At 53.3% G+C, this 19,535-nt stretch carries 19 protein-coding genes; 18 read left to right on the top strand and 1 reads right to left on the bottom strand.

Annotated features, from left to right (window positions below; all coding sequences use genetic code 11):
- The first annotated feature begins 12 nt into the window (after positions 1-12).
- From pstB to whiA, 17 genes are all read left to right on the top strand, one after another.
- Positions 13-771 carry a phosphate ABC transporter ATP-binding protein PstB gene (gene pstB / locus FD30_RS04705; RefSeq protein WP_056944102.1) on the top strand — a complete coding sequence of 253 codons (759 nt, stop codon included), beginning with the start codon at positions 13-15 and terminating at the stop codon, positions 769-771.
- 11 nt (positions 772-782) lie between these two features.
- Positions 783-1,460, top strand: a complete 678-nt coding sequence (gene phoU / locus FD30_RS04710; RefSeq protein ID WP_056944103.1) for a phosphate signaling complex protein PhoU — start codon at positions 783-785, stop codon at positions 1,458-1,460.
- A gap of 248 nt (positions 1,461-1,708) precedes the next feature.
- On the top strand, positions 1,709-2,044 hold the full coding sequence (locus tag FD30_RS04715; protein WP_056944104.1) for a PspC domain-containing protein: 336 nt from the start codon (positions 1,709-1,711) through the stop codon (positions 2,042-2,044).
- Positions 2,045-2,416: a phage holin family protein gene (locus FD30_RS04720; RefSeq protein ID WP_056944105.1), complete on the top strand. Its 372-nt coding sequence runs from the start codon at positions 2,045-2,047 to the stop codon at positions 2,414-2,416.
- An 88-nt stretch (positions 2,417-2,504) separates the two neighbouring features.
- Positions 2,505-3,446, top strand: a complete 942-nt coding sequence (gene hprK, locus FD30_RS04725; RefSeq protein ID WP_024747664.1) for an HPr(Ser) kinase/phosphatase — start codon at positions 2,505-2,507, stop codon at positions 3,444-3,446.
- Between the two features lie 16 nt (positions 3,447-3,462).
- A complete protein-coding gene (lgt, locus tag FD30_RS04730; RefSeq protein WP_034545714.1) occupies positions 3,463-4,320 on the top strand; it encodes a prolipoprotein diacylglyceryl transferase in 858 nt (285 codons plus the stop codon).
- Positions 4,321-4,333: 13 nt separating this feature from the next.
- Positions 4,334-5,347 carry an NAD(P)H-dependent glycerol-3-phosphate dehydrogenase gene (locus tag FD30_RS04735; protein WP_056944106.1) on the top strand — a complete coding sequence of 338 codons (1,014 nt, stop codon included), beginning with the start codon at positions 4,334-4,336 and terminating at the stop codon, positions 5,345-5,347.
- Positions 5,348-5,376: 29 nt separating this feature from the next.
- Positions 5,377-6,282 carry a UTP--glucose-1-phosphate uridylyltransferase GalU gene (gene galU / locus FD30_RS04740; protein ID WP_056944107.1) on the top strand — a complete coding sequence of 302 codons (906 nt, stop codon included), beginning with the start codon at positions 5,377-5,379 and terminating at the stop codon, positions 6,280-6,282.
- A 65-nt stretch (positions 6,283-6,347) separates the two neighbouring features.
- The gene (gene trxB, locus FD30_RS04745; protein WP_056944108.1) at positions 6,348-7,292 is read left to right on the top strand and encodes a thioredoxin-disulfide reductase; all 945 of its coding nucleotides are present in this window, start codon (positions 6,348-6,350) and stop codon (positions 7,290-7,292) included.
- Between the two features lie 295 nt (positions 7,293-7,587).
- Positions 7,588-8,232: a YfbR-like 5'-deoxynucleotidase gene (locus FD30_RS04750; protein ID WP_056944109.1), complete on the top strand. Its 645-nt coding sequence runs from the start codon at positions 7,588-7,590 to the stop codon at positions 8,230-8,232.
- 2 nt (positions 8,233-8,234) lie between these two features.
- On the top strand, positions 8,235-8,762 hold the full coding sequence (locus tag FD30_RS04755) for a hypothetical protein (protein WP_056944110.1): 528 nt from the start codon (positions 8,235-8,237) through the stop codon (positions 8,760-8,762).
- Positions 8,763-8,880: 118 nt separating this feature from the next.
- A complete protein-coding gene (gene uvrB / locus FD30_RS04760) occupies positions 8,881-10,887 on the top strand; it encodes an excinuclease ABC subunit UvrB (protein WP_024747671.1) in 2,007 nt (668 codons plus the stop codon).
- 19 nt (positions 10,888-10,906) lie between these two features.
- Positions 10,907-13,765, top strand: a complete 2,859-nt coding sequence (gene uvrA, locus FD30_RS04765; RefSeq protein WP_056944111.1) for an excinuclease ABC subunit UvrA — start codon at positions 10,907-10,909, stop codon at positions 13,763-13,765.
- A 163-nt stretch (positions 13,766-13,928) separates the two neighbouring features.
- Positions 13,929-14,474 (top strand): HdeD family acid-resistance protein, encoded by a 546-nt coding sequence (locus tag FD30_RS04770; protein WP_056944112.1) that lies wholly within the window; start codon positions 13,929-13,931, stop codon positions 14,472-14,474.
- A 205-nt stretch (positions 14,475-14,679) separates the two neighbouring features.
- A complete protein-coding gene (gene rapZ / locus FD30_RS04775) occupies positions 14,680-15,564 on the top strand; it encodes an RNase adapter RapZ (RefSeq protein ID WP_056944113.1) in 885 nt (294 codons plus the stop codon).
- Positions 15,561-16,574 carry a gluconeogenesis factor YvcK family protein gene (locus FD30_RS04780; RefSeq protein WP_024747675.1) on the top strand — a complete coding sequence of 338 codons (1,014 nt, stop codon included), beginning with the start codon at positions 15,561-15,563 and terminating at the stop codon, positions 16,572-16,574. Before rapZ ends, FD30_RS04780 begins: the two co-directional genes overlap by 4 nt.
- Position 16,575: 1 nt before the next feature.
- Positions 16,576-17,517, top strand: a complete 942-nt coding sequence (gene whiA, locus FD30_RS04785; protein WP_056944114.1) for a DNA-binding protein WhiA — start codon at positions 16,576-16,578, stop codon at positions 17,515-17,517.
- 664 nt (positions 17,518-18,181) lie between these two features.
- Here whiA and clpP read toward each other — a convergent pair.
- Positions 18,182-18,778, bottom strand: coding sequence for an ATP-dependent Clp endopeptidase proteolytic subunit ClpP (gene clpP / locus FD30_RS04790; RefSeq protein ID WP_024747677.1), 597 nt, complete (start codon positions 18,776-18,778; stop codon positions 18,182-18,184).
- Positions 18,779-19,083: 305 nt separating this feature from the next.
- Between clpP and FD30_RS04795 the strand changes: the two genes are divergently transcribed.
- Entirely contained in the window at positions 19,084-19,533 is a 450-nt protein-coding gene (locus tag FD30_RS04795) for a LytTR family DNA-binding domain-containing protein (protein WP_056944115.1), read from the top strand.
- Positions 19,534-19,535: the final 2 nt, after the last annotated feature.

Genomic DNA, 19,535 nt, shown 5'->3' on the forward strand with positions numbered 1-19,535 from the left:
GAAGAACAGAGCATGAGAGAAGAGATTTTAACGACCCAGGACCTGCACCTGTACTACGGGAACAAGGAGGCCTTGAAGGGCATCAACCTGAACTTTAAAGACAAGGGGATCACGGCTTTGATCGGCCCATCCGGCTGTGGGAAGTCGACGTATCTGCGGACCTTGAACCGGATGAACGACCTGATCCCGGGAGTCACGATTACCGGGACGGTGCAGTTCAAAGGGCAGGACCTGTACGCCCCTAGTGCCGATACGGTTGAGATTCGCAAGGAAATCGGCATGGTGTTCCAACAACCTAACCCGTTTCCGTTCTCCATCTACGATAATGTGATTTACGGGTTACGGATCGCCGGTGAGAAGGATAAGGAAAAGCTCGACGCGGTGGTGGAGAAATCACTCCGGCAAGCCGCGGTGTGGGATGAAGTCAAGGACCACCTGCACGAGAGCGCCTTAGCCTTATCCGGGGGGCAACAACAACGGGTCTGCATCGCGCGGGTCCTGGCGGTTTCCCCGGAGATTATCCTGATGGACGAACCGACCAGTGCCTTGGACCCGGTATCGAGTAGTCAAATTGAAACGACGCTCTTGAATTTACGGCAAGATTATACGATTATTATTGTGACCCACAACTTGCAACAAGCGTCGCGGATCGCTGATCGAACCGCCTTCTTCATGAACGGTGAGTTGATTGAAGTGGATGCGACGAAGAATATTTTTATGAATCCCGCGAAGAAGCAAACGGAAGATTACATTAGCGGTCGATTTGGTTAAGGAGGCAGGACATGCGGAGATTATTTGATGATGAGTTAGCTGATTTAGATGCTGACTTTACGGAAATGGGGATGCTGGTCAGCGAGGTCATTCAACAAGCGGTCGAGGCGTTTATGAAGCGTGACGCGCAGACGGCGCAACACATTATTGACCACGACCACGACATCAACCAGCGTGAAATCGCGCTGGAGAAGAAGACCTTTGAGATGATCGCCCTGTACCAGCCCGTGACCACGGACTTACGGGAAATCGTGACGATTTTAAAGGCCGTTTCGGATCTAGAAAGGGCGGGAGACCACGCGCGGAATATCGCCCATTCAGCTATCAAGATGGGGGCTAAGCAAAAGGTTCCCGAAATCGAACAACTGATCAGTGAGATGAGTCAGATGACCACCCAGATGGTCAAGGACGTCTTGTCAGCCTACGTCAACAAAGACGAGCAGGAAGCCCGAGCCTTGGCGGGGTACGATCGGAAGTTGGATCGCCTGAACCACGCGGTACGGGAAAGCAGTTACCAGCAGATGCGCGAGGATGCCGCCTTTGAGACGGGGGCATCCATCTACTTGAACGTGGCCCAAGACCTCTGCCGCATCGGAGATTACGTCACCAACGTCTGCGAGTGGATCATTTACCTGAAGTCTGGGCACATCATTGAGTTGAATTCAGCCAGTGAGGGGACTGGGTCATAAGTTCCGAAACCTTACGTCAAATTGAAGATTTACCTAAGCGGCCACTGGAAACTTGCTTTCAGTGGCCGCTTTCGTTATTCTTTCGGTAGTGGGCCCCCGCTACGCAACCAGTGGCGCGGTGGTTTCCCGGAGTTTCCCGATTTTTCTGAAGGAAACTTGAAGAGCCCTAACTAGGGGCGGCACGCGTTTCTTTGAATGAACAAACAGTGCTTATCAAAGATGAGTTTAACAAAAAGGAGATTCTAATTATGGCAGGTAAAAAACGTTTAGTGCGTTCCCGGACCAACCGCTTAGTCGGCGGGGTCTTGGGCGGGATCGCCGAATACTTCGACTGGAACGCTAATTTACTGCGGTTGATCTACGTGATCATCTCATTAGCGATTCCACCCCATGGGGTCTTGGGCCTCTTAATCTACGTGATCTTGATGACGTTCATTCCGCTGGATGATACGCGGACCACCTCAGCGAGTTTCCGGGACTTGTTTGGGCAGTTTGGCGGTGGATCGACGCAACCGCACCAGTCCGAACGGAAGGACATTCACGCGACGGAACAGGACGTTCACACCCATAAGGATGGTGAGTAGATGCACTTTTGGTCCCGAATCTTAGTCAACGCCGCCATCTTTCTGGCGTTGGCGGGCTTTTTCCAGAGTCAGCTCGCGGGGAGCTACCAGTACGCCTTCTACGTTTCCGGCGTGGGAATCGCCCTGCTGGCCAGCTTCGTTTTAGCACTGTTAAATGCCGTGGTGAAGCCGATTCTATTCATTTTGTCGCTACCAATCACGATTCTGACGTTGGGGCTGTTCAGTATCGTTTTGAACGCCGCAATGCTGGAGTTGACGTCCTACTTTGTGGGGGCCAACTTCGCGTTTAAGTCCTTCGGGGTCACCTTATTGGTAGCGGTGGTCATGGCGATTTTTAACGCCATCATTAACGACCATTTCGCGCGAAATTAATCAGCGCAACGGGAGGAATATGATAGGAGTTACCCCGGTAAAGTGCTAAAATTAAACTAGTTTACTATGCAGTAAGGAGGAAGCCTTCATGCCAGAAAGCGTCACAGTCGCCGACCTGGTCAAAGTCAACCGGTTGGATGTCTATTCCGGTCAAGATGATTTGGATCGACAGATTACCACCAGTGATATCTCGCGTCCTGGACTCGAACTCACGGGATATTTTAATTACTATCCAGCTAAACGGGTCCAACTCTTAGGGATTACGGAAACCTCATTTGCCAAGGGGATGAGTCACAAGAAGCTTCTCGATGTGATGCAGAAGATGTGTCAACCCGAGACGCCCGCCTTCGTCATCTCGACACAACTTGATCCGCCCGAGGAGCTCCAACAGGCGGCCGAGGCAGCCCATATCCCGATTCTGGGGACCAAGCTGACCACGTCGCGGGTACTGAGTAACATGACCAACTTCTTGGAAGGCAAGCTGGCCGAGCGCCAATCCGTACACGGTGTCTTAGTCGACATCTACGGGGTCGGCGTGATGATTACCGGTGATTCTGGGGTGGGGAAAAGTGAAACCGCTCTAGAACTGGTCAAGCGGGGCCACCGGCTGATTGCTGACGACCGGGTCGAAGTCTATCAACAAGACGAACAGACCCTGGTCGGTGCCGCCCCCGCCATCTTGAGTCACCTGCTGGAGATTCGGGGCATTGGGATTATTGATGTCATGAACCTCTTCGGGGCAGGGGCCGTGCGGAGTGAGACCGACATCGACCTGATCGTGCACTTGGAGCTTTGGCATGACGATAACCACTTCGATCGGTTGGGGAACAACACGGAAGAACAACGTTTCTTCGATGTGGTGGTTCCCAAAATTACGATTCCGGTCAAGACAGGGCGGAATCTGGCGATCATCATCGAAGCAGCGGCGATGAACTTCCGGGCCCGTTCCATGGGGTACGACGCCACCAAGGTCTTTGATGAGAACTTGAACCGTTTAATTAAGCAAAATTCTAAAAAAGATACGCACTAACTAAAGGGGGTAGACAATCACGTTAACACCGATTTTAGCAGCCCTCAATCCGATTGCGATTCACTTAGGCCCACTGGCCGTTCATTGGTACGGGGTGATTATCGCGACCGGCGTGATCATCGCGGTGACGTTAGCCGTTCGTGAGGGACAGCGGCGCGGAATCAAGCCCGATGATATTTACGACATGATCTTGTGGGCGTTACCGGCGGCGCTGATTGCGGCGCGCCTGTACTACGTGGTCTTCCAGTGGGGGTATTACAGCCAACACCCGGGTGAGATCATTGCGATTTGGGACGGCGGAATTGCCATCTATGGCTCGTTGATTGGGGCCGGTCTGGTGGTCTTTTTCTTCTGCCGCTCCCGCTTCATTCCAGTATGGTTAATGCTAGACGTGGCGGCGCCTACCGTCATTTTAGGCCAAGCGATTGGCCGCTGGGGCAACTTCATGAATCAAGAGGCGTTCGGCCGAATCACCAGCCTGTCGTTCTTGCAGGGGTTGCACCTTCCCGGGTGGATCATCAATCAGATGTTCATCAACGGGGCATACCGTCAACCCACGTACTTGTACGAGTCTATGTGGGATCTGATGGGCTTCGTGGTGCTGATGAGTCTGCGGCATTACCCGCAACTCTTTAAGCAGGGCGAAGTCTTCTTAAGTTACGTGATGTGGTATTCATTGGGACGATTCTTCATTGAAGGCATGCGGACGGATAGTCTGATGTTACTGGGGGTCATTCGCGTCTCCCAATTATTGTCGGTGGTTCTGTTCATCGGTGCCTTAATCATCTGGATCTATCGGCGGCGGCAGACGCAAGCCCCGACGGACTACCTAGATGGCAATCCGTTCCGTGAACGTGCTAAACTTTCAAATTAAGGAGAAGACAACTATGTCAGAGAAAATTGCAGTACTCGGTGCCGGTTCTTGGGGTTCAATCCTTGCGAGCGTCTTGGATGAAAATGGCCATGACGTGCGGCTATGGTCGTACAACCCGAAGCAAGTCGAAGAACTGAATACGCAACATACCAATAGCCGGTACATCAAGGACTTTACGTTCTCGTCATCGTTAGTCGCTTACGCGGATCTCGCAACGGCGATCGACGGGGTCGATGCCATCTTGTTCGTGGTGCCAACCAAGGCTGTGCGGTCCGTGGCCCATCAAGTGGGTGCGCTATTGGCAGAAAAGCAATTACAACCGGAAATCATCCATGCCAGCAAGGGAATCGAACAGAAGACCTACAAGCGGATCTCCCAAATCTTGGAAGAAGAGATTCCGGCGGCCAACCGCAAGGCGGTCACGGTCTTGTCGGGTCCGAGTCACGCTGAAGATGTTGCGCGGCATGACCTGACGCTGATTACGGCGGCTAGTGCGAGCCCTGAGGCAGCTAAGTACACCCAAAAGTTATTCATGACCAACTACTTCCGGGTCTACACCAACTCCGACGTCATCGGGGTGGAAATCGGGGCCGCTTTGAAGAACATCATCGCCTTAGGTGCCGGAGCCTTACATGGTCTGGGCTACGGTGATAACGCGAAGGCGGCGCTGATGACCCGTGGGCTAGCCGAGATTTCCCGGTTGGGAACATCATTTGGTGCCGATCCGATGACCTTTATTGGATTATCCGGTGTCGGCGACGTCATTGTTACCGCAACCAGTGCCAATTCCCGGAACTGGCGTGCTGGGGATGAACTAGGCCGTGGTGAAGCGTTGAACGATGTGGTCAGCCACATGGGCATGGTTATCGAAGGGGTGGCCACGACCAAGGCCGCGTATGAATTATCGAAGCAACGGGGCGTCTCCATGCCGATTACGGAAGCCATCTACCAGGTTCTGTATGAAGGCAAGGATATTCGTACCGCCATTTCCGACCTGATGCAACGTGAGGGTCGCGCTGAATTTTAGTTAATGTCACTGAGGAGGGAACCATCGTTATGAGAAAAGTCAGAAAAGCAGTCATTCCAGCCGCGGGTTTGGGGACCCGGTTCTTACCGGCTACCAAAGCACTTGCTAAGGAAATGTTACCAATCGTTGACAAGCCAACGATCCAGTTCATCGTCGAAGAAGCCCGGAAGTCCGGAATTGAGGATATCGTGGTCGTCGACGGGAAGTCCAAGCGGTCCATCGAAGACCACTTCGACTCCAACCCTGAATTGGAAGCTAACTTGGAAGCCAAGCACAAGGAAAAGATGTTGAAGCAGGTCCAAGAGACCACCGGCATGAACTTGTACTTCATTCGGCAACCTTACCCGCGGGGCCTGGGCGACGCTGTTCTGACCGCGAAAGCCTTCATCGGCGACGAACCCTTCGTGGTGATGTTGGGCGATGACATGACGGAAAGCAAGGTACCGTTGACCAAGCAATTGATCGACCGGTACAACCAGACGGGTGCGTCGACTTTAGCTGTGATGCGGGTACCGCATGAAGACACGGCCAAGTATGGGGTGATCAACCCCTCTGAAGAGACGGCGCCGGGTCTGTACAACGTAACGAACTTCGTGGAAAAGCCGGAGCCAGATAAGGCACCGAGTGACCTGGCCATTATTGGTCGGTACCTGTTCACGCCTGAAATCTTCGAAGCATTGGAGAACACGCCGATTGGGTTAGGCAACGAACTGCAATTGACGGATGCGATTGATATTTTGAACCGGACCCAACGCGTCTTTGCCCACGAATACACCGGCAAGCGATTTGATGTCGGCAACAAGTTCGGCTGGTTACAGACCAATATCGAATTTGGGTTGAACCATCCTGAGACTAAAACGCAATTGCGCGAATACATTAAGACCTTAGGCCAGAAGCTGGCCGCAGAGGATGAGAAAAAATCCGGAACAAAATAGGTGACAAACTTACTTTTTAATAGTAAAGTGTCAGTCAGGCTAAGATATTTCGGAAGGGAGTCGTCATCTTGAAAAACTATGATGTGATTGTAATTGGTGCTGGACCCGGTGGGATGACCGGTGCGCTCTACGCATCGCGGGCGAACCTGTCCGTTTTGATGCTTGATCGGGGCATTTACGGGGGCCAGATGAACAATACGGCCGCCATCGAAAACTATCCGGGGTTCAAGTCAGTCTTAGGACCAGACTTGGCGAAGGATATGTACGAAGGCGCGACCCAGTTTGGCGCTGAATTTGCCTACGGGAGCGTAGAAGCCATTGAAGACCACGGTGACCATAAGGTGGTCAAGACCGACGATGGGGATTACACGGCTAAAGCCGTGATTGTCGCCACGGGTTCTGAGTACAAGAAGTTAGGTGTTCCTGGTGAAGACAGCTACGGTGGCCGAGGGGTCTCCTACTGCGCGGTCTGCGACGGTGCATTCTTTAAGAACCGCGACGTAATCGTCGTCGGTGGTGGTGATTCGGCCGTTGAAGAAGGTATCTACCTGGCCGGCTTAGCCGCTAAGGTGACCATCGTGGTTCGGCGGGACCAGTTACGGGCCCAAAAAGTCTTGCAAGACCGGGCGTTTGCCAACGACAAGATTGAATTCGTATGGAATACGAACGTCACGGAGATTCAAGGCGACGACATGAAGGTGACCGGTGTGGCCACCCACAACAACCAGACGGGCGAAGATGGCCATCTGGATGCCAGTGGGGTCTTCATTTACGTCGGGACCTTACCAATGACGGAAGCCTTCAAGGGCTTAGGCATTACCGATGATGCGGGGTGGATCAAGACCGATGACCACATGGCCACGGCAGTTCCCGGCATCTTTGCTATCGGTGACGTGCGCCAGAAGGATCTGCGGCAGATTACCACGGCCGTTGGTGAAGGGGGCACGGCGGGACAAGCCGTCTTCAATTACTTGGAGACCTTGAAGTCCCAAGCAGCATCTGCTCAATAAGTGCGTCAGTTATCAGCGCGGGTTCCCCTGGTGATTAGTGGTTACCTGGGGAGTACGCTGCAACACTAGCTAAATCAAGATACTGAGAGGAGCCCTAGGCGTTTTGCCGGGGCTCCTTTTTTGGATTCCCAATAGCGAAGCATAGGCGCTTGTGGGCGTGGGAATCCCCAATGGTGATGAGTTGTTGATGGGGCCAAACCATGATTAACGTGCCCTATCCAGATTGTGGTATTCTAAAGAGAACAACGGTCGTCGGTCGACCGACATCAAGAGTTAGGAAAGGGAGTTGGCAGTATTGGGCATGAATCAGTTTTTGCAGAGTTTAAGTGATCTGGAGACGATTAATCGGGCACCGGGCTATTTCAAGTTCGAGCAGCACTCCGTAGCGGCCCATTCATTCAAGGTGGCCGAAGAGGCGCAATTCTTAGGTGACGTCGAAGAACAGGCCGGCAATGCGGTCAATTGGCGCCTACTGTACGAGAAGGCCTTGAACCACGACTACACGGAACGGTTTATCGGGGATATCAAGACGCCAGTAAAGTACGCAACGCCGGAATTACGGCATATGTTGGCCGACGTAGAGGATTCGCTGACCGCTAACTTTATTCACAATGAAATTCCGAAACAGTTCCAGGCGGCCTATACCCGGCGGCTGGGTGAGGGAAAGGACGCCACGTTGGAAGGCCAGATTCTTTCCGTCGCTGATAAGGTGGATCTGTTATATGAATCCTTCGGTGAGATTCAAAAGGGCAATCCAGAGCCGGTCTATACGGAGATCTACCGGGAGAGTCTGACCACCATTTTGAAGTTCCAGAACATGGCCTGTGTCCAATACTTCTTGAAGGAAGTCTTGCCGGAACTGTTGTCGGCGGACTTCAGCGACCGCCAGAAGCTCCAGTCGATGACCCACGACCTCTTACAAAACGCGGAGGAGAAGTAAGCATGCAATTAGCCACAGTATGGAACCAGCATATTCAACACGCCACGGTCCGGCCGTTGACCCACGACGATGACGACCTGATCTATCGGTTTCAAAGCGCCCATCCGGACTACTACGAACACTTTCAGGACCATCCGGTGACTCGGCGGGAAGCCATCCAAGACTTAGACGACGTCCCAGTCAACGCCACGGCGGACCAGAAGGCGTACCTCGGCGTTTTCGAAGATGACCAGTTGGTCCTGATCGTTGATCTGATCATCGATTACCCGTTACCCAGTCTGGTCTGGTTAGGGCTTTGGATGCCGGAGAAGACGCTATCGGCGGACCGGTGTGCGGAACTCTATCAGAGCCTGGTGACCACGCTACGGGCGGCGGATGCCGTCCAGCTACAGCTGAGCGTCTTCATGGGGGACCGCAGTGCGCCGGCGTTTTGGACTGGCCAAGGGTTGACCAAGGTTCAGACCACGACGGTCGTTCGGGGGGACCGCACCGCGAACGTAACGATTTATCAAGATAAGTTCGCCCGGTGAATCACTAGACTAGCGAAAGTATGTTCGGTATGGTAAACTATTTGAACGTGATGGGGAGCGCTAAGTTTCCCATTTTTTCGCTGTCATCAAAATTTTAATCAGTAAGGGGGTCGCTGCCATGATCGATCGACAGACGGATCGAAAATTTGACTTAGTTTCGAAGTATCAGCCTACGGGGGACCAACCGCAGGCGATTGAGGAACTGACCAAGGGTATTGAGAATCACGAGAAGGCGCAGATTTTACTGGGGGCTACCGGGACGGGGAAGACGTTCACTATCTCGAACGTCATCAAAAACGTTAACAAGCCCACGCTGGTGTTGTCGCATAACAAGACACTGGCGGGCCAACTCTACGGTGAGTTCAAGCAGTTCTTCCCGCACAACGCGGTCGAATACTTTGTCAGTTACTATGATTATTACCAACCAGAAGCCTATGTGCCGTCGAGTGATACCTATATCGAAAAGGACTCGTCGATCAACGATGAGATCGATAAGTTACGACACTCGGCAACCAGCTCACTGTTGGAACGTAACGATGTAATCGTGGTGGCGTCCGTCTCCTCTATCTTCGGATTAGGGGACCCAACAGAATACAAGAACCACGTGGTTTCGTTGCGGGTCGGTCAGGAGATTGAACGGGACGCTCTGCTACGCAAGCTGGTCAATATCCAGTTTGAACGGAACGATTACGACTTCCAGCGGGGCCGCTTCCGGGTCCACGGCGACGTGGTCGAGATCTTCCCCGCTTCCCGGGATGAACGGGCGTTGCGGGTCGAATTCTTCGGTGATGAGATCGACCGGATTCGCGAAGTCGATGCCCTGACCGGGGAGATCGTTGGTGACCGGGAACACGTTGCCATCTTCCCGGCGACCCACTTCATGACCAATGACGATATCATGGCTACGGCCACTAAGGGAATCGAAGGCGAACTCAAGGACCGGCTAGCGGAACTTGAGGGACAAGGTAAATTATTGGAAGCGCAACGGTTGAAGCAGCGGACCACCTACGACGTCGAAATGATGCGGGAGATGGGCTACACTAGCGGGATCGAGAACTACTCGCGGTGGATGGACGGCCGGAAAGCCGGCGAACCGCCGTACACGCTATTGGACTTCTTCCCCAAGGACTTCTTGTTAGTGGTCGACGAGTCACACGTGACCATGCCCCAGGTTCGGGGGATGTATAACGGGGACCGGGCCCGGAAACAACAGTTGATCGACTACGGTTTCCGGTTACCTAGTGCGTTGGACAACCGGCCACTGAAGCTCAGTGAATTCGAACAACACGTGAACCAGGTGGTCTACATGTCGGCGACGCCGGGACCTTACGAAGAGGACCAGACCAAGCACGTGGTTCAACAGATCATTCGGCCAACGGGGTTGCTGGACCCAACCATTGAGGTCCGGCCAATCATGGGCCAAATGGATGACCTGGTAGGAGAGATCAACCAGCGTGTTGAGGCCAACGAGCGGACGTTTGTCACCACGCTGACCAAGAAGATGGCGGAAGACCTGACCGACTATCTCAAAGACCTGGGCATCAAGGTCGCGTACCTGCACTCGGACATCAAGACCTTGGAACGGACCGCCATCATGCGGGACCTGCGACTAGGTAAGTACGACGTGTTGGTCGGCATCAATCTCTTGCGGGAAGGAATCGATATTCCGGAAGTTTCCTTGATCGCCATCCTAGACGCGGATAAGGAAGGCTTCTTGCGTAACGAACGGTCCTTGATTCAGACCATCGGCCGGGCGGCGCGGAATTCGCACGGGCACGTCATCATGTATGCCGACAGTGTCACGGAATCGATGCAGGCGGCGATGGATGAAACGGCTCGGCGGCGGAAGATTCAAATCGCCTATAATCAGAAGCACCATATCACGCCAACCACCATTATCAAGCCAATTCGCGACTTGATTGCGGTCACTAAGAAGAGTGACGATACCGGTGAAAGCGATGACTTTGTCGAAAACGACTTCGAGTCCATGGATAAGGAAGACCAAGAGAAATTGATTGCACGATTGGAAGACCAGATGCGAGCGGCCGCTAAGAAGTTGGACTTCGAACAGGCGGCTTCGTTGCGGGATACCATTATGGATATGAAGACGGAGATCGGTGATTAGGTCCGGAGGAGGAACTAGTTTGCAGAATGATAAAATTGTGATTCACGGGGCGCGGGCCCATAACTTGAAGAATATCGACGTCACGATTCCCAAGAATAAGCTGGTGGTCATTAGTGGCCTCTCTGGTTCGGGGAAGAGTTCGTTAGCGTTCGATACCCTGTACGCCGAGGGCCAGCGGCGGTACGTCGAAAGCCTCTCATCGTATGCCCGGCAATTTTTGGGGCAAATGGACAAACCGGACGTCGATTCCATCGATGGCTTGAGTCCCGCTATCTCGATCGACCAAAAGACCACGTCGAAGAATCCGCGGTCGACGGTCGGGACTGTGACCGAAATCAACGACTACCTGCGTCTGCTCTGGGCTCGGGTCGGGACACCTATCTGTCCCAACGACGGCACCAAGATTACCAGCCAAAGCGTGGAACAGATGGTTGACCAAGTCTTAGCGTTGCCCGAACGGACTAAGCTACAGATTTTGTCGCCCATCGTCCGGGATAAGAAGGGCCAGCACAAGCAAGTCTTCGAGAAGATTCGGCGGGAAGGCTTTGTTCGGGTCCGGGTCGACGGGGAGATTCAGGATATCGACGACGTTCCCGAACTGAATAAGAACCAACGGCACAGTATTGCCATCGTGATCGACCGAATCGTGGTCAAGAAGGGGATTCGCTCCCGGTTATTCGATTCCTTCGAAGCAGCGTTGCGGTTGAGCGGCGGCTACGCCATCGGCGACGTGATCGACGGCGAACCATTGATCTTTTCCGAACACTACGCGTGCCCCATCTGTGGGTTTACCGTGGGCGAATTGGAACCACGTCTGTTCTCGTTTAACGCCCCATTTGGCGCTTGCCCCGACTGTGACGGTCTCGGGGTCAAGCTTGAAGTTGACTTGGATCTGGTCGTGCCGGATAAGGACAAGACCTTACGTGAAGGGGCCTTAGCACCCTGGAACCCAATCAGTTCGCAGTATTACCCGGCCTTGTTGGAACAAGCTTGTCAGGCCTTCGGTGTGGATATGGATACGCCGTTTAAGAACTTAGATAAAGCAGCTCAAAAGTTAGTCTTGTACGGGTCAGAGGGAAAGACTTTCCACTTCCACTATGAAAACGACTTCGGTGGGGTTCGCGACGTGGACGCTGCCTTCGAAGGGGTGGTGCCGAACATCAACCGGCGCTACCACGAGACCAATAGTGATTTCACCCGCGACGTGATGCGCAAGTACATGACCGAACTGACCTGCAGCACCTGTCACGGTTACCGGCTGAACCGGCAGGCCTTAAGTGTCAAGATCGATGGTCAGCACATCGGAGAAGTCTCCGATTTACCGGTTGACCAAGAATTGGGCTTCTTCAAGGCGCTGTCTTTCGGAGAACAGGACCAAGTAATCGCTCAACCGATCTTGAAGGAGATTCGGGATCGCTTGACCTTCTTGCGGAACGTGGGGCTAGACTACCTGACGCTGAGTCGGTCGGCCCGGACTCTGTCCGGTGGGGAAGCCCAACGAATCCGGTTGGCTACCCAGATTGGCTCTAACTTGTCGGGGGTCCTGTATATCTTGGACGAACCCTCGATTGGGTTGCACCAACGGGATAACGACCGACTGATTGCTTCGTTGAAGCAGATGCGTGACTTGGGGAACACCCTGATCGTGGTGGAACATGACGAGGACACCATGCGGGCCGCCGACTACATTGTCGATATTGGTCCGGGTGCCGGCGAGAACGGGGGTCAGGTCATGGCTGCCGGGACACCGAAGCAGGTCATGCGCTCCCGGAAGTCGTTGACTGGCCAGTACCTAGCTGGTAAGAAGTACATTCCGGTGCCGTTGACTCGGCGGCCGGGTAACGGCAAGTTGATCCGGGTCACCGGGGCAGCTGAGAACAACCTGAAGAACATCACGGTTGATTTTCCGTTAGGGGAGTTCGTGGTGGTCACGGGGGTTTCCGGTTCCGGGAAGTCAACGCTGGTCAACACGATTCTCAAGCGGGCATTGGCCCAGAAGCTCAATCACAATTCTGAAAAGCCTGGGAAGTACACCTCAATTGCCGGGGTCGAAAACATTGAGCGATTGGTCGATATCGACCAGAGTCCAATCGGACGGACCCCGCGGAGTAACCCGGCGACCTATACTGGTGTTTTCGACGATATTCGCGGCCTGTTCGCGCAGACCAACGACGCGAAGCTCCGGGGATACCAGAAGGGCCGCTTTAGCTTCAACACCAAGGGCGGTCGTTGTGAGGCCTGTCACGGGGACGGTATCTTGAAGATCGAAATGAACTTCTTGCCTGACGTCTACGTGCCGTGTGAAGTCTGCCACGGGACGCGGTATAATTCCGAGACCCTAGAAGTTGAATACAAGGGGAAGAACATCGCGGACGTCTTGAACATGACGGTCAGCGAGGCACTGAAGTTCTTCGATGCCATTCCTAAGATCACGCGTAAGCTCCAGACGATTCAGGACGTGGGCTTGGGCTACGTCAAGTTGGGGCAACCCGCGACCACGCTGTCTGGTGGGGAAGCGCAACGGATGAAGTTGGCGTCGGAGTTGCATAAGCAACAGAACGGCAAGAACTTCTATATCTTAGACGAACCCACGACGGGGCTGCACACTGATGACATCAAGCGGTTGTTGGAGGTTCTGCACCGACTGGTCGACAAGGGCAACACGGTCTTGGTGATCGAGCACAACTTGGATGTGATCAAGACGGCCGACCACTTGATTGACTTGGGACCCGAAGGCGGAGAAGCCGGCGGACACGTGGTGGCCACCGGGACGCCAGAAGAATTAGCGACTGTTCAGAACAGTTACACGGGAAAGTACTTAAAACCCGTGTTGGAACGCGACCGTCAGCGGACGGAAGCCGACCAGACCAGCAAGTAGCGGGCCACTGTTACCTAATTGTTAGAAAAGGGGCGTTAACCCGTGAATCATTGCGGGTTAACGCCTTTTTGTGAGTGGAGGTCCTTGTGAGAACCCCCGAAAACCAGTACAATGGTTAGAAACCAGTCAGCAGATGACTGAAGTTGTGAGGAGATGCACGCAAATGTTTCAAATGAACCGGACCCGTTGGGGCTTCGATTGGGGCGAATTTATTCTGGGCATCCTATTCTTGGTTGCCGCGTATGGCCTATTTCGGTCACCCAAGATTGGACTCACGGGCTTAGCTATTATTTTTGCCGTTATGGCCCTTCTAAGTGGTCTGACCACGATTGCGGGGTATTCAAAATTACGTGAAGTTACGGGTGTGCGCGCCAATTTTGCGCTCGCGTTAGGCATCTTAGATATCCTGATTGCCGTGGTGTTCTTCTTTGATATGAACAGCGCCATTGTTACGTTGGGGTACCTGTTTGCCCTGTGGTTTATCATTGACTCGCTTGAGCGATTGATTGTAGCCAACCACCTGCGTCGGTTTGGCGGGGGCTACTTCTGGATTTCGATGGTTCTGGATATTCTGACGTTGATCGTCGGGATTCTCTTGTTCGTCCACCCCGTTTTGGCGGCGTTGTCGTTAAACGGGTTGATCGCCATTTTCTTTATGATCTTTGGTCTCAACGCCATCTGGATTGCGTTCGCTCGCAGTCGCGGTTAGCCGGGAACCAGCAGGCATGACTGAATATTAGAGCAACAACCAAGTTCGCGGTAGATGACCGCGAACTTTTTTTATGGATGTTCTGGGGCGAATTAGGTCGGTACCCCGTTATTTTGAGGTGCGAACAAGAGAATGATTAGGAAAGACACGCCCGGTGTGCTATACTCGTAAAAGACATTTTTAGACGGAAAGGGTGGCGTAAACGATGACTGAACAAGTCCATTTAGTAATTATTACGGGGATGAGTGGGGCCGGCAAGACGGTTGCGATGCAGAGTTTTGAGGATCTCGGCTATTTCTGTATTGATAACTTGCCCCCGACCCTCTTACCGAAGTTCTGGGACCTGGTCCGTGAATCCGGTAAGTTGAACAAAATTGCGCTGGTGATTGATTTGCGGTCACGAGCGTTTTACGACGAAATCGTCAAAATGCTGAACGATGTGGCTGTGCACGGGACCATGCAGGCTCAGGTGCTCTTTTTGGATGCCTCCGACGAGGAGCTGGTCTCACGGTATAAGGAGACCCGGCGCTCCCATCCACTAGCGCGAAACGGCCGCGTCATGGAAGGGATTCAACGCGAACGAAAGCTGTTGGCGCCCATCCGTCAGGCGGCCCAGCTGGTAATCGACACCACGAGCATTTCGCCCCGTAAGTTGCGCGAAGAGATCTTTCACAACTACGAGACGGAAAGTACGCAGACGTTCCATATTGAACTAATGTCCTTTGGCTTTAAGTACGGTCTGCCAATCGATGCCGACATTGTGATGGACGTGCGGTTCTTGCCGAACCCGTACTACTTACCGGAGTTGCGGGACCAGACGGGCTTGGATCAACCAGTCTACGATTACGTGATGCAACAACCCCAGACGGAAGCCTTTTACCAGCAGTTCTTGAGCTTGCTAGAGGCCATCATGCCGGGGTATAAAAAAGAGGGTAAGGCCAACTTGACGATTGCCATTGGCTGTACCGGGGGTCAACACCGTTCGGTTGCACTAACGCAGCGGTTGGCTCAGGCTTTGGGGAACCAGTATCCGGTTCACGTGACCCATCGCGATATTAATAAACGAAAGGAGTCCGCGAACCGATCATGAAAGATTTAATGAAAACTCATCGGCCCAGAATCGTCGTGATTGGCGGGGGAACCGGGTTACCCGTGATTTTGAGTAACCTACGGGACCAAGACGTCGACATCACGGCGGTGGTGACGGTGGCTGATGATGGCGGCTCGTCCGGCATCATTCGGCACTACGTCAACGTAGTGCCGCCTGGTGATATTCGTAACGTGATGGTCGCCTTGGCGGAGGTCCCCGGAATCTACAAGGACCTGTTCCAGTACCGCTTTGAGACTACCGACGATTTCTTTGCCGGTCACGCGATCGGTAACCTGATCATCGCGGCACTGTCCGAGATGAAGGGCGGTATCTTTGACGCCGTTCAGGAGCTCTCGCAGTTGATGCGGGTCAACGGGCACATCTATCCGGCGGCGAACGAGCCCTTGGAACTGCACGCGCAATTTGACGATGGCAGCACCCTCAGCGGGGAGTCGGAGATTACGGCGGCCCATAAGCTGATCAAGCGGGTCTGGGTCGAAACCAGCGACCACCATCAACAGCCGCACGCGGTTCAACCGGTGATCGATGCCATCATGAACGCTGACCAGATTGTCTTGGGCCCCGGTAGCCTATTTACTAGTATCCTACCGAACCTGATGATCGACAGTGTCGGCCGGGCGGTCTGTGAATCACAAGCCGAAGTGGTCTACATCTGCAACATCATGACGCAGAAGGGCGAGACCGAGAACTTTACGGACGCCGACCATGTGCGCGTCTTGAACCAGCACTTACACCGCAACTTTATTGATACAGTTCTGGTCAACACCCGTAAGGTGCCTGACCAGTACATCGATTATCAACGGTGGAATGAAATGTCACAACCAGTCCGTCATGATTTTCAAGGTCTGCGCAGCCAAGGCTGCCGGGTCATCTCGACGGACTTCTTACAATTGCGCGATAACGGGGCGTTCCATAACGGACAAGAAGTGGTCTCAGAACTCTTGAACCTGATTGGTCAGCCGCGTTACCGGGCGAACGGGGGGGCTTAACGTGTCTTTTGCAAGTGAAGTGAAAAAAGAATTGACCACCCTAGAGGTGCATCGGGCCAACGCGAAGGCCGAACTGGTCGCCCTGATTCGAATGAACGGGGCCCTGGGGTTGGCGAACCACCACTTTGTCCTGAACGTGCAGACGGAAAACCCGGCGATTGCGCGGCGGATGTACCAGTTATTGAAGCAGTTCTACGATTTGGAAAGTGAATTGCTGGTTCGGCGAAAGATGAAGTTGAAGAAGAATAACCTGTACATCGTGCGGGTCAAGAACGGGGCCACGGAGGTTCTCTCTGACCTGGGGATTTTTGACGGGATGCAACTCTTAGAGTCGGTCCCCGATGAAATCTTGCACTCGGATTTGCAGGTCCGCTCGTACTTGCGGGGCGCGTTTCTCGCCGGGGGGTCAGTCAACAATCCCGAAACCAGCCGGTATCACCTGGAAATCTACTCCCTGTACGAGGAGCACAACCAGATGATCGCCGAGATGATGAATCGTTATGATTTAAACGCCCGGACCATCGTGCGGCGAAGTGGGTACATTACCTACCTGAAGGGGGCTGAAAAGATTGCCACCTTCCTGTCCTTGATCGGGGCGACCGCGTCGATGCTGAAGTTCGAAGATGTTCGGATCATGCGGGACATGCGTAATTCGGTTAACCGGCTAGTCAACTGTGAGAGTGCGAACCTGGACAAGGTGGCCAACGCCTCGACCCGCCAGATCGATAATATTCAATATATCGAAGCCACGGTGGGGTTGGGTCAGTTACCGACCAAGTTGCGAGAAGTTGCCGAGACCCGGTTGGCGCACCGCGAGGTCAGTCTTAAGGAACTGGGCGACCTGGTTCCGGGTGGTCCCATCTCCAAGTCGGGGATCAACCACCGGCTACGTAAAATCAACGATTATGCCAAACAACTGCGGGAGGGCGAGGCCACGGCTTAAGTGGCGACGTTAGCCAAGTTGTTTGTAGAATAGATAAAAATTGGCTCTGTAAAACCATTTTGGCTTTACAGAGCTTTTTGAATGAAATGTAATATCTGACACTGAAGATTGAACACAGATCCATGGCCTTTTCCTAGGCGAGCTAAGAAGCGCTCACTTAGGAAAATGTCACGGCTTACAATCGTGTAACCATATCCGAACATGATGCGTCATCAGGCCGCGGCATCTCATCATATGGTTGACGACATCAAATATCTGGTGATGTATATCATTGATTCCAGGTCCAATAAGTTTGTCTGATCATTTAGGTTTAACAGTCCCACAGGTTGTTCAAACGTCAGGAAACACTGCTTTTGGTACGCTCAATTTAGCCGTGAGGTTGGGCCTGAAGAGGCTCAGTGGTGTCGTTTGGGTTAGTCAGCGTTTTTTAGCTGGCTTACCCAAAGGCCGAGCTTGAAGACCTGGGGTTTTCAGGGCTCCAAGTCGTGCCCACCACGCTCCAGCCTCTTCAGGCCCAACCGGTAAGGCGGGGGATTGTCACCCCGTCTGTCCCTTGACTTACGGTCTTTTGTCCCGCACTTGGCATGTTGCGCTAATGCTTCCAGTCGATTCGGTTCATCAAAAAGCGCCCGTCACGGTTGTGACGAGCGTTTTAAGGTGATGATTACTTCTTTTGTTCGCTGCTGTTGGTCATAATGTGGTCGATTAAACCGTAATCAACGGCGTCTTGGGCACTCAGGTAGTTATCCCGTTCCGTGTCCTTGTTGATTCGTTCGATCGGTTGACCGGAGTTGTCAGCTAAGATTTGGTTGATTAACTTCCGCGTCTTCAAGATTTCACGAGCAGCAATTTCGATTTCAGTTTGTTGCCCTTGTGCACCACCGGATGGTTGGTGAATCATGACTTGGGCGTGTGGTAAGGCGAACCGCTTACCCTTAGTCCCGGAAGAAGCCAGCACGCTGGCCATGGAAGCCGCCATCCCTAACGTGATCGTTTGAACGTCGGATTGGATGAAGTTCATGGTATCGTAGATGGCTAACCCGGAAGAAACGACGCCACCAGGTGAGTTGATGTATAAGGAAATATCCTTAGTGTTGTCTTGAGCATCCAAGAAGAGTAGTTGCGCAATAATTGCGTTGGCCATGTCATCTTCGATGGGACCAGAAAGCATGATGATGCGGTCCTTTAAGAGTCGTGAATAGATGTCGTATGCCCGTTCACCACGGGATGATTGTTCAATAACAGTTGGTACTAAATTCATGACGTGATAGCCTCCTTAGATTACGTTGTGTGGCTAGCGATTGCTAACATGTTGTTAGTGTACCGCTTTGGTCAAAACAGGTCAAACGATATGTCTTCCCCTGGATTGATTTGCCGATTAACTGACCCTATCATAACAGAGTTCGGCCAAATGACACGTATTCTATCACGAAAATGACCGGTTAGGGGGCTTGACCAGCCCCTTAGGCTGACGGTGTTTACAGCCAGTCGGGGATGTGGTCTACTATTAATAAGCGTCGGCGCGATGGAGCGGCGGCACAGAGCGGTTATTGCGGGAGGGATGAGATGGAAGTTAAAGTCGAGATTGATCCGGACCTGACCGCACCTAGCGTGGTGGTCCGGGTCCCAGCCCAAACGGCAACAACGGCCCAACTGGTGGCGGCCATCCAAGCGGCCATAGCGCCACCGCAGCAGCTGGTAGTCACCCAGCGGGGGCGTCGCGAACGAATCGCCGTTGCGACTATCCTGTTCTGTGAGGCGACCGGTCACCAGGTGGCAATTCATACGGCAACTCAGGTGGTCACCACCCACGTGCCGCTGTATCAATTGGCCGCCGAATTGCCGGCAACGTTCGTCCGGGCTTCCAAGTCCGCCGTGGTCAACGTCCAGCAGATTGCTACGCTGAGTAAGTCGCTGACCGGTAACTTGATTCAGTTTCAACAGTCGCATAAGCAACTCTACGTGTCGCGGCGCTACTATAGTGCCGTCAAGCACGCCTTGGAACGAAAGGAATGAGG

Source organism: Levilactobacillus namurensis DSM 19117 (assembly GCF_001434785.1).
In the GTDB taxonomy this organism is placed as follows: Bacteria; Bacillota; Bacilli; order Lactobacillales; family Lactobacillaceae; genus Levilactobacillus; species Levilactobacillus namurensis.

Excerpts from the sequence above, each read along its gene's own strand:
- pstB (WP_056944102.1), top strand. The coding sequence starts at position 13 with ATGAGAGAAGAGATTTTAACGACCCAGGACCTGCACCTGTACTACGGG.
- phoU (WP_056944103.1), top strand. The coding sequence starts at position 783 with ATGCGGAGATTATTTGATGATGAGTTAGCTGATTTAGATGCTGACTTT.
- FD30_RS04715 (WP_056944104.1), top strand. The coding sequence starts at position 1,709 with ATGGCAGGTAAAAAACGTTTAGTGCGTTCCCGGACCAACCGCTTAGTC.
- FD30_RS04720 (WP_056944105.1), top strand. The coding sequence starts at position 2,045 with ATGCACTTTTGGTCCCGAATCTTAGTCAACGCCGCCATCTTTCTGGCG.
- hprK (WP_024747664.1), top strand. The coding sequence starts at position 2,505 with ATGCCAGAAAGCGTCACAGTCGCCGACCTGGTCAAAGTCAACCGGTTG.
- FD30_RS04735 (WP_056944106.1), top strand. The coding sequence starts at position 4,334 with ATGTCAGAGAAAATTGCAGTACTCGGTGCCGGTTCTTGGGGTTCAATC.
- galU (WP_056944107.1), top strand. The coding sequence starts at position 5,377 with ATGAGAAAAGTCAGAAAAGCAGTCATTCCAGCCGCGGGTTTGGGGACC.
- FD30_RS04755 (WP_056944110.1), top strand. The coding sequence starts at position 8,235 with ATGCAATTAGCCACAGTATGGAACCAGCATATTCAACACGCCACGGTC.
- uvrB (WP_024747671.1), top strand. The coding sequence starts at position 8,881 with ATGATCGATCGACAGACGGATCGAAAATTTGACTTAGTTTCGAAGTAT.
- FD30_RS04770 (WP_056944112.1), top strand. The coding sequence starts at position 13,929 with ATGTTTCAAATGAACCGGACCCGTTGGGGCTTCGATTGGGGCGAATTT.
- rapZ (WP_056944113.1), top strand. The coding sequence starts at position 14,680 with ATGACTGAACAAGTCCATTTAGTAATTATTACGGGGATGAGTGGGGCC.
- FD30_RS04780 (WP_024747675.1), top strand. The coding sequence starts at position 15,561 with ATGAAAGATTTAATGAAAACTCATCGGCCCAGAATCGTCGTGATTGGC.
- clpP (WP_024747677.1), bottom strand. The coding sequence starts at position 18,778 with ATGAATTTAGTACCAACTGTTATTGAACAATCATCCCGTGGTGAACGG.
- FD30_RS04795 (WP_056944115.1), top strand. The coding sequence starts at position 19,084 with ATGGAAGTTAAAGTCGAGATTGATCCGGACCTGACCGCACCTAGCGTG.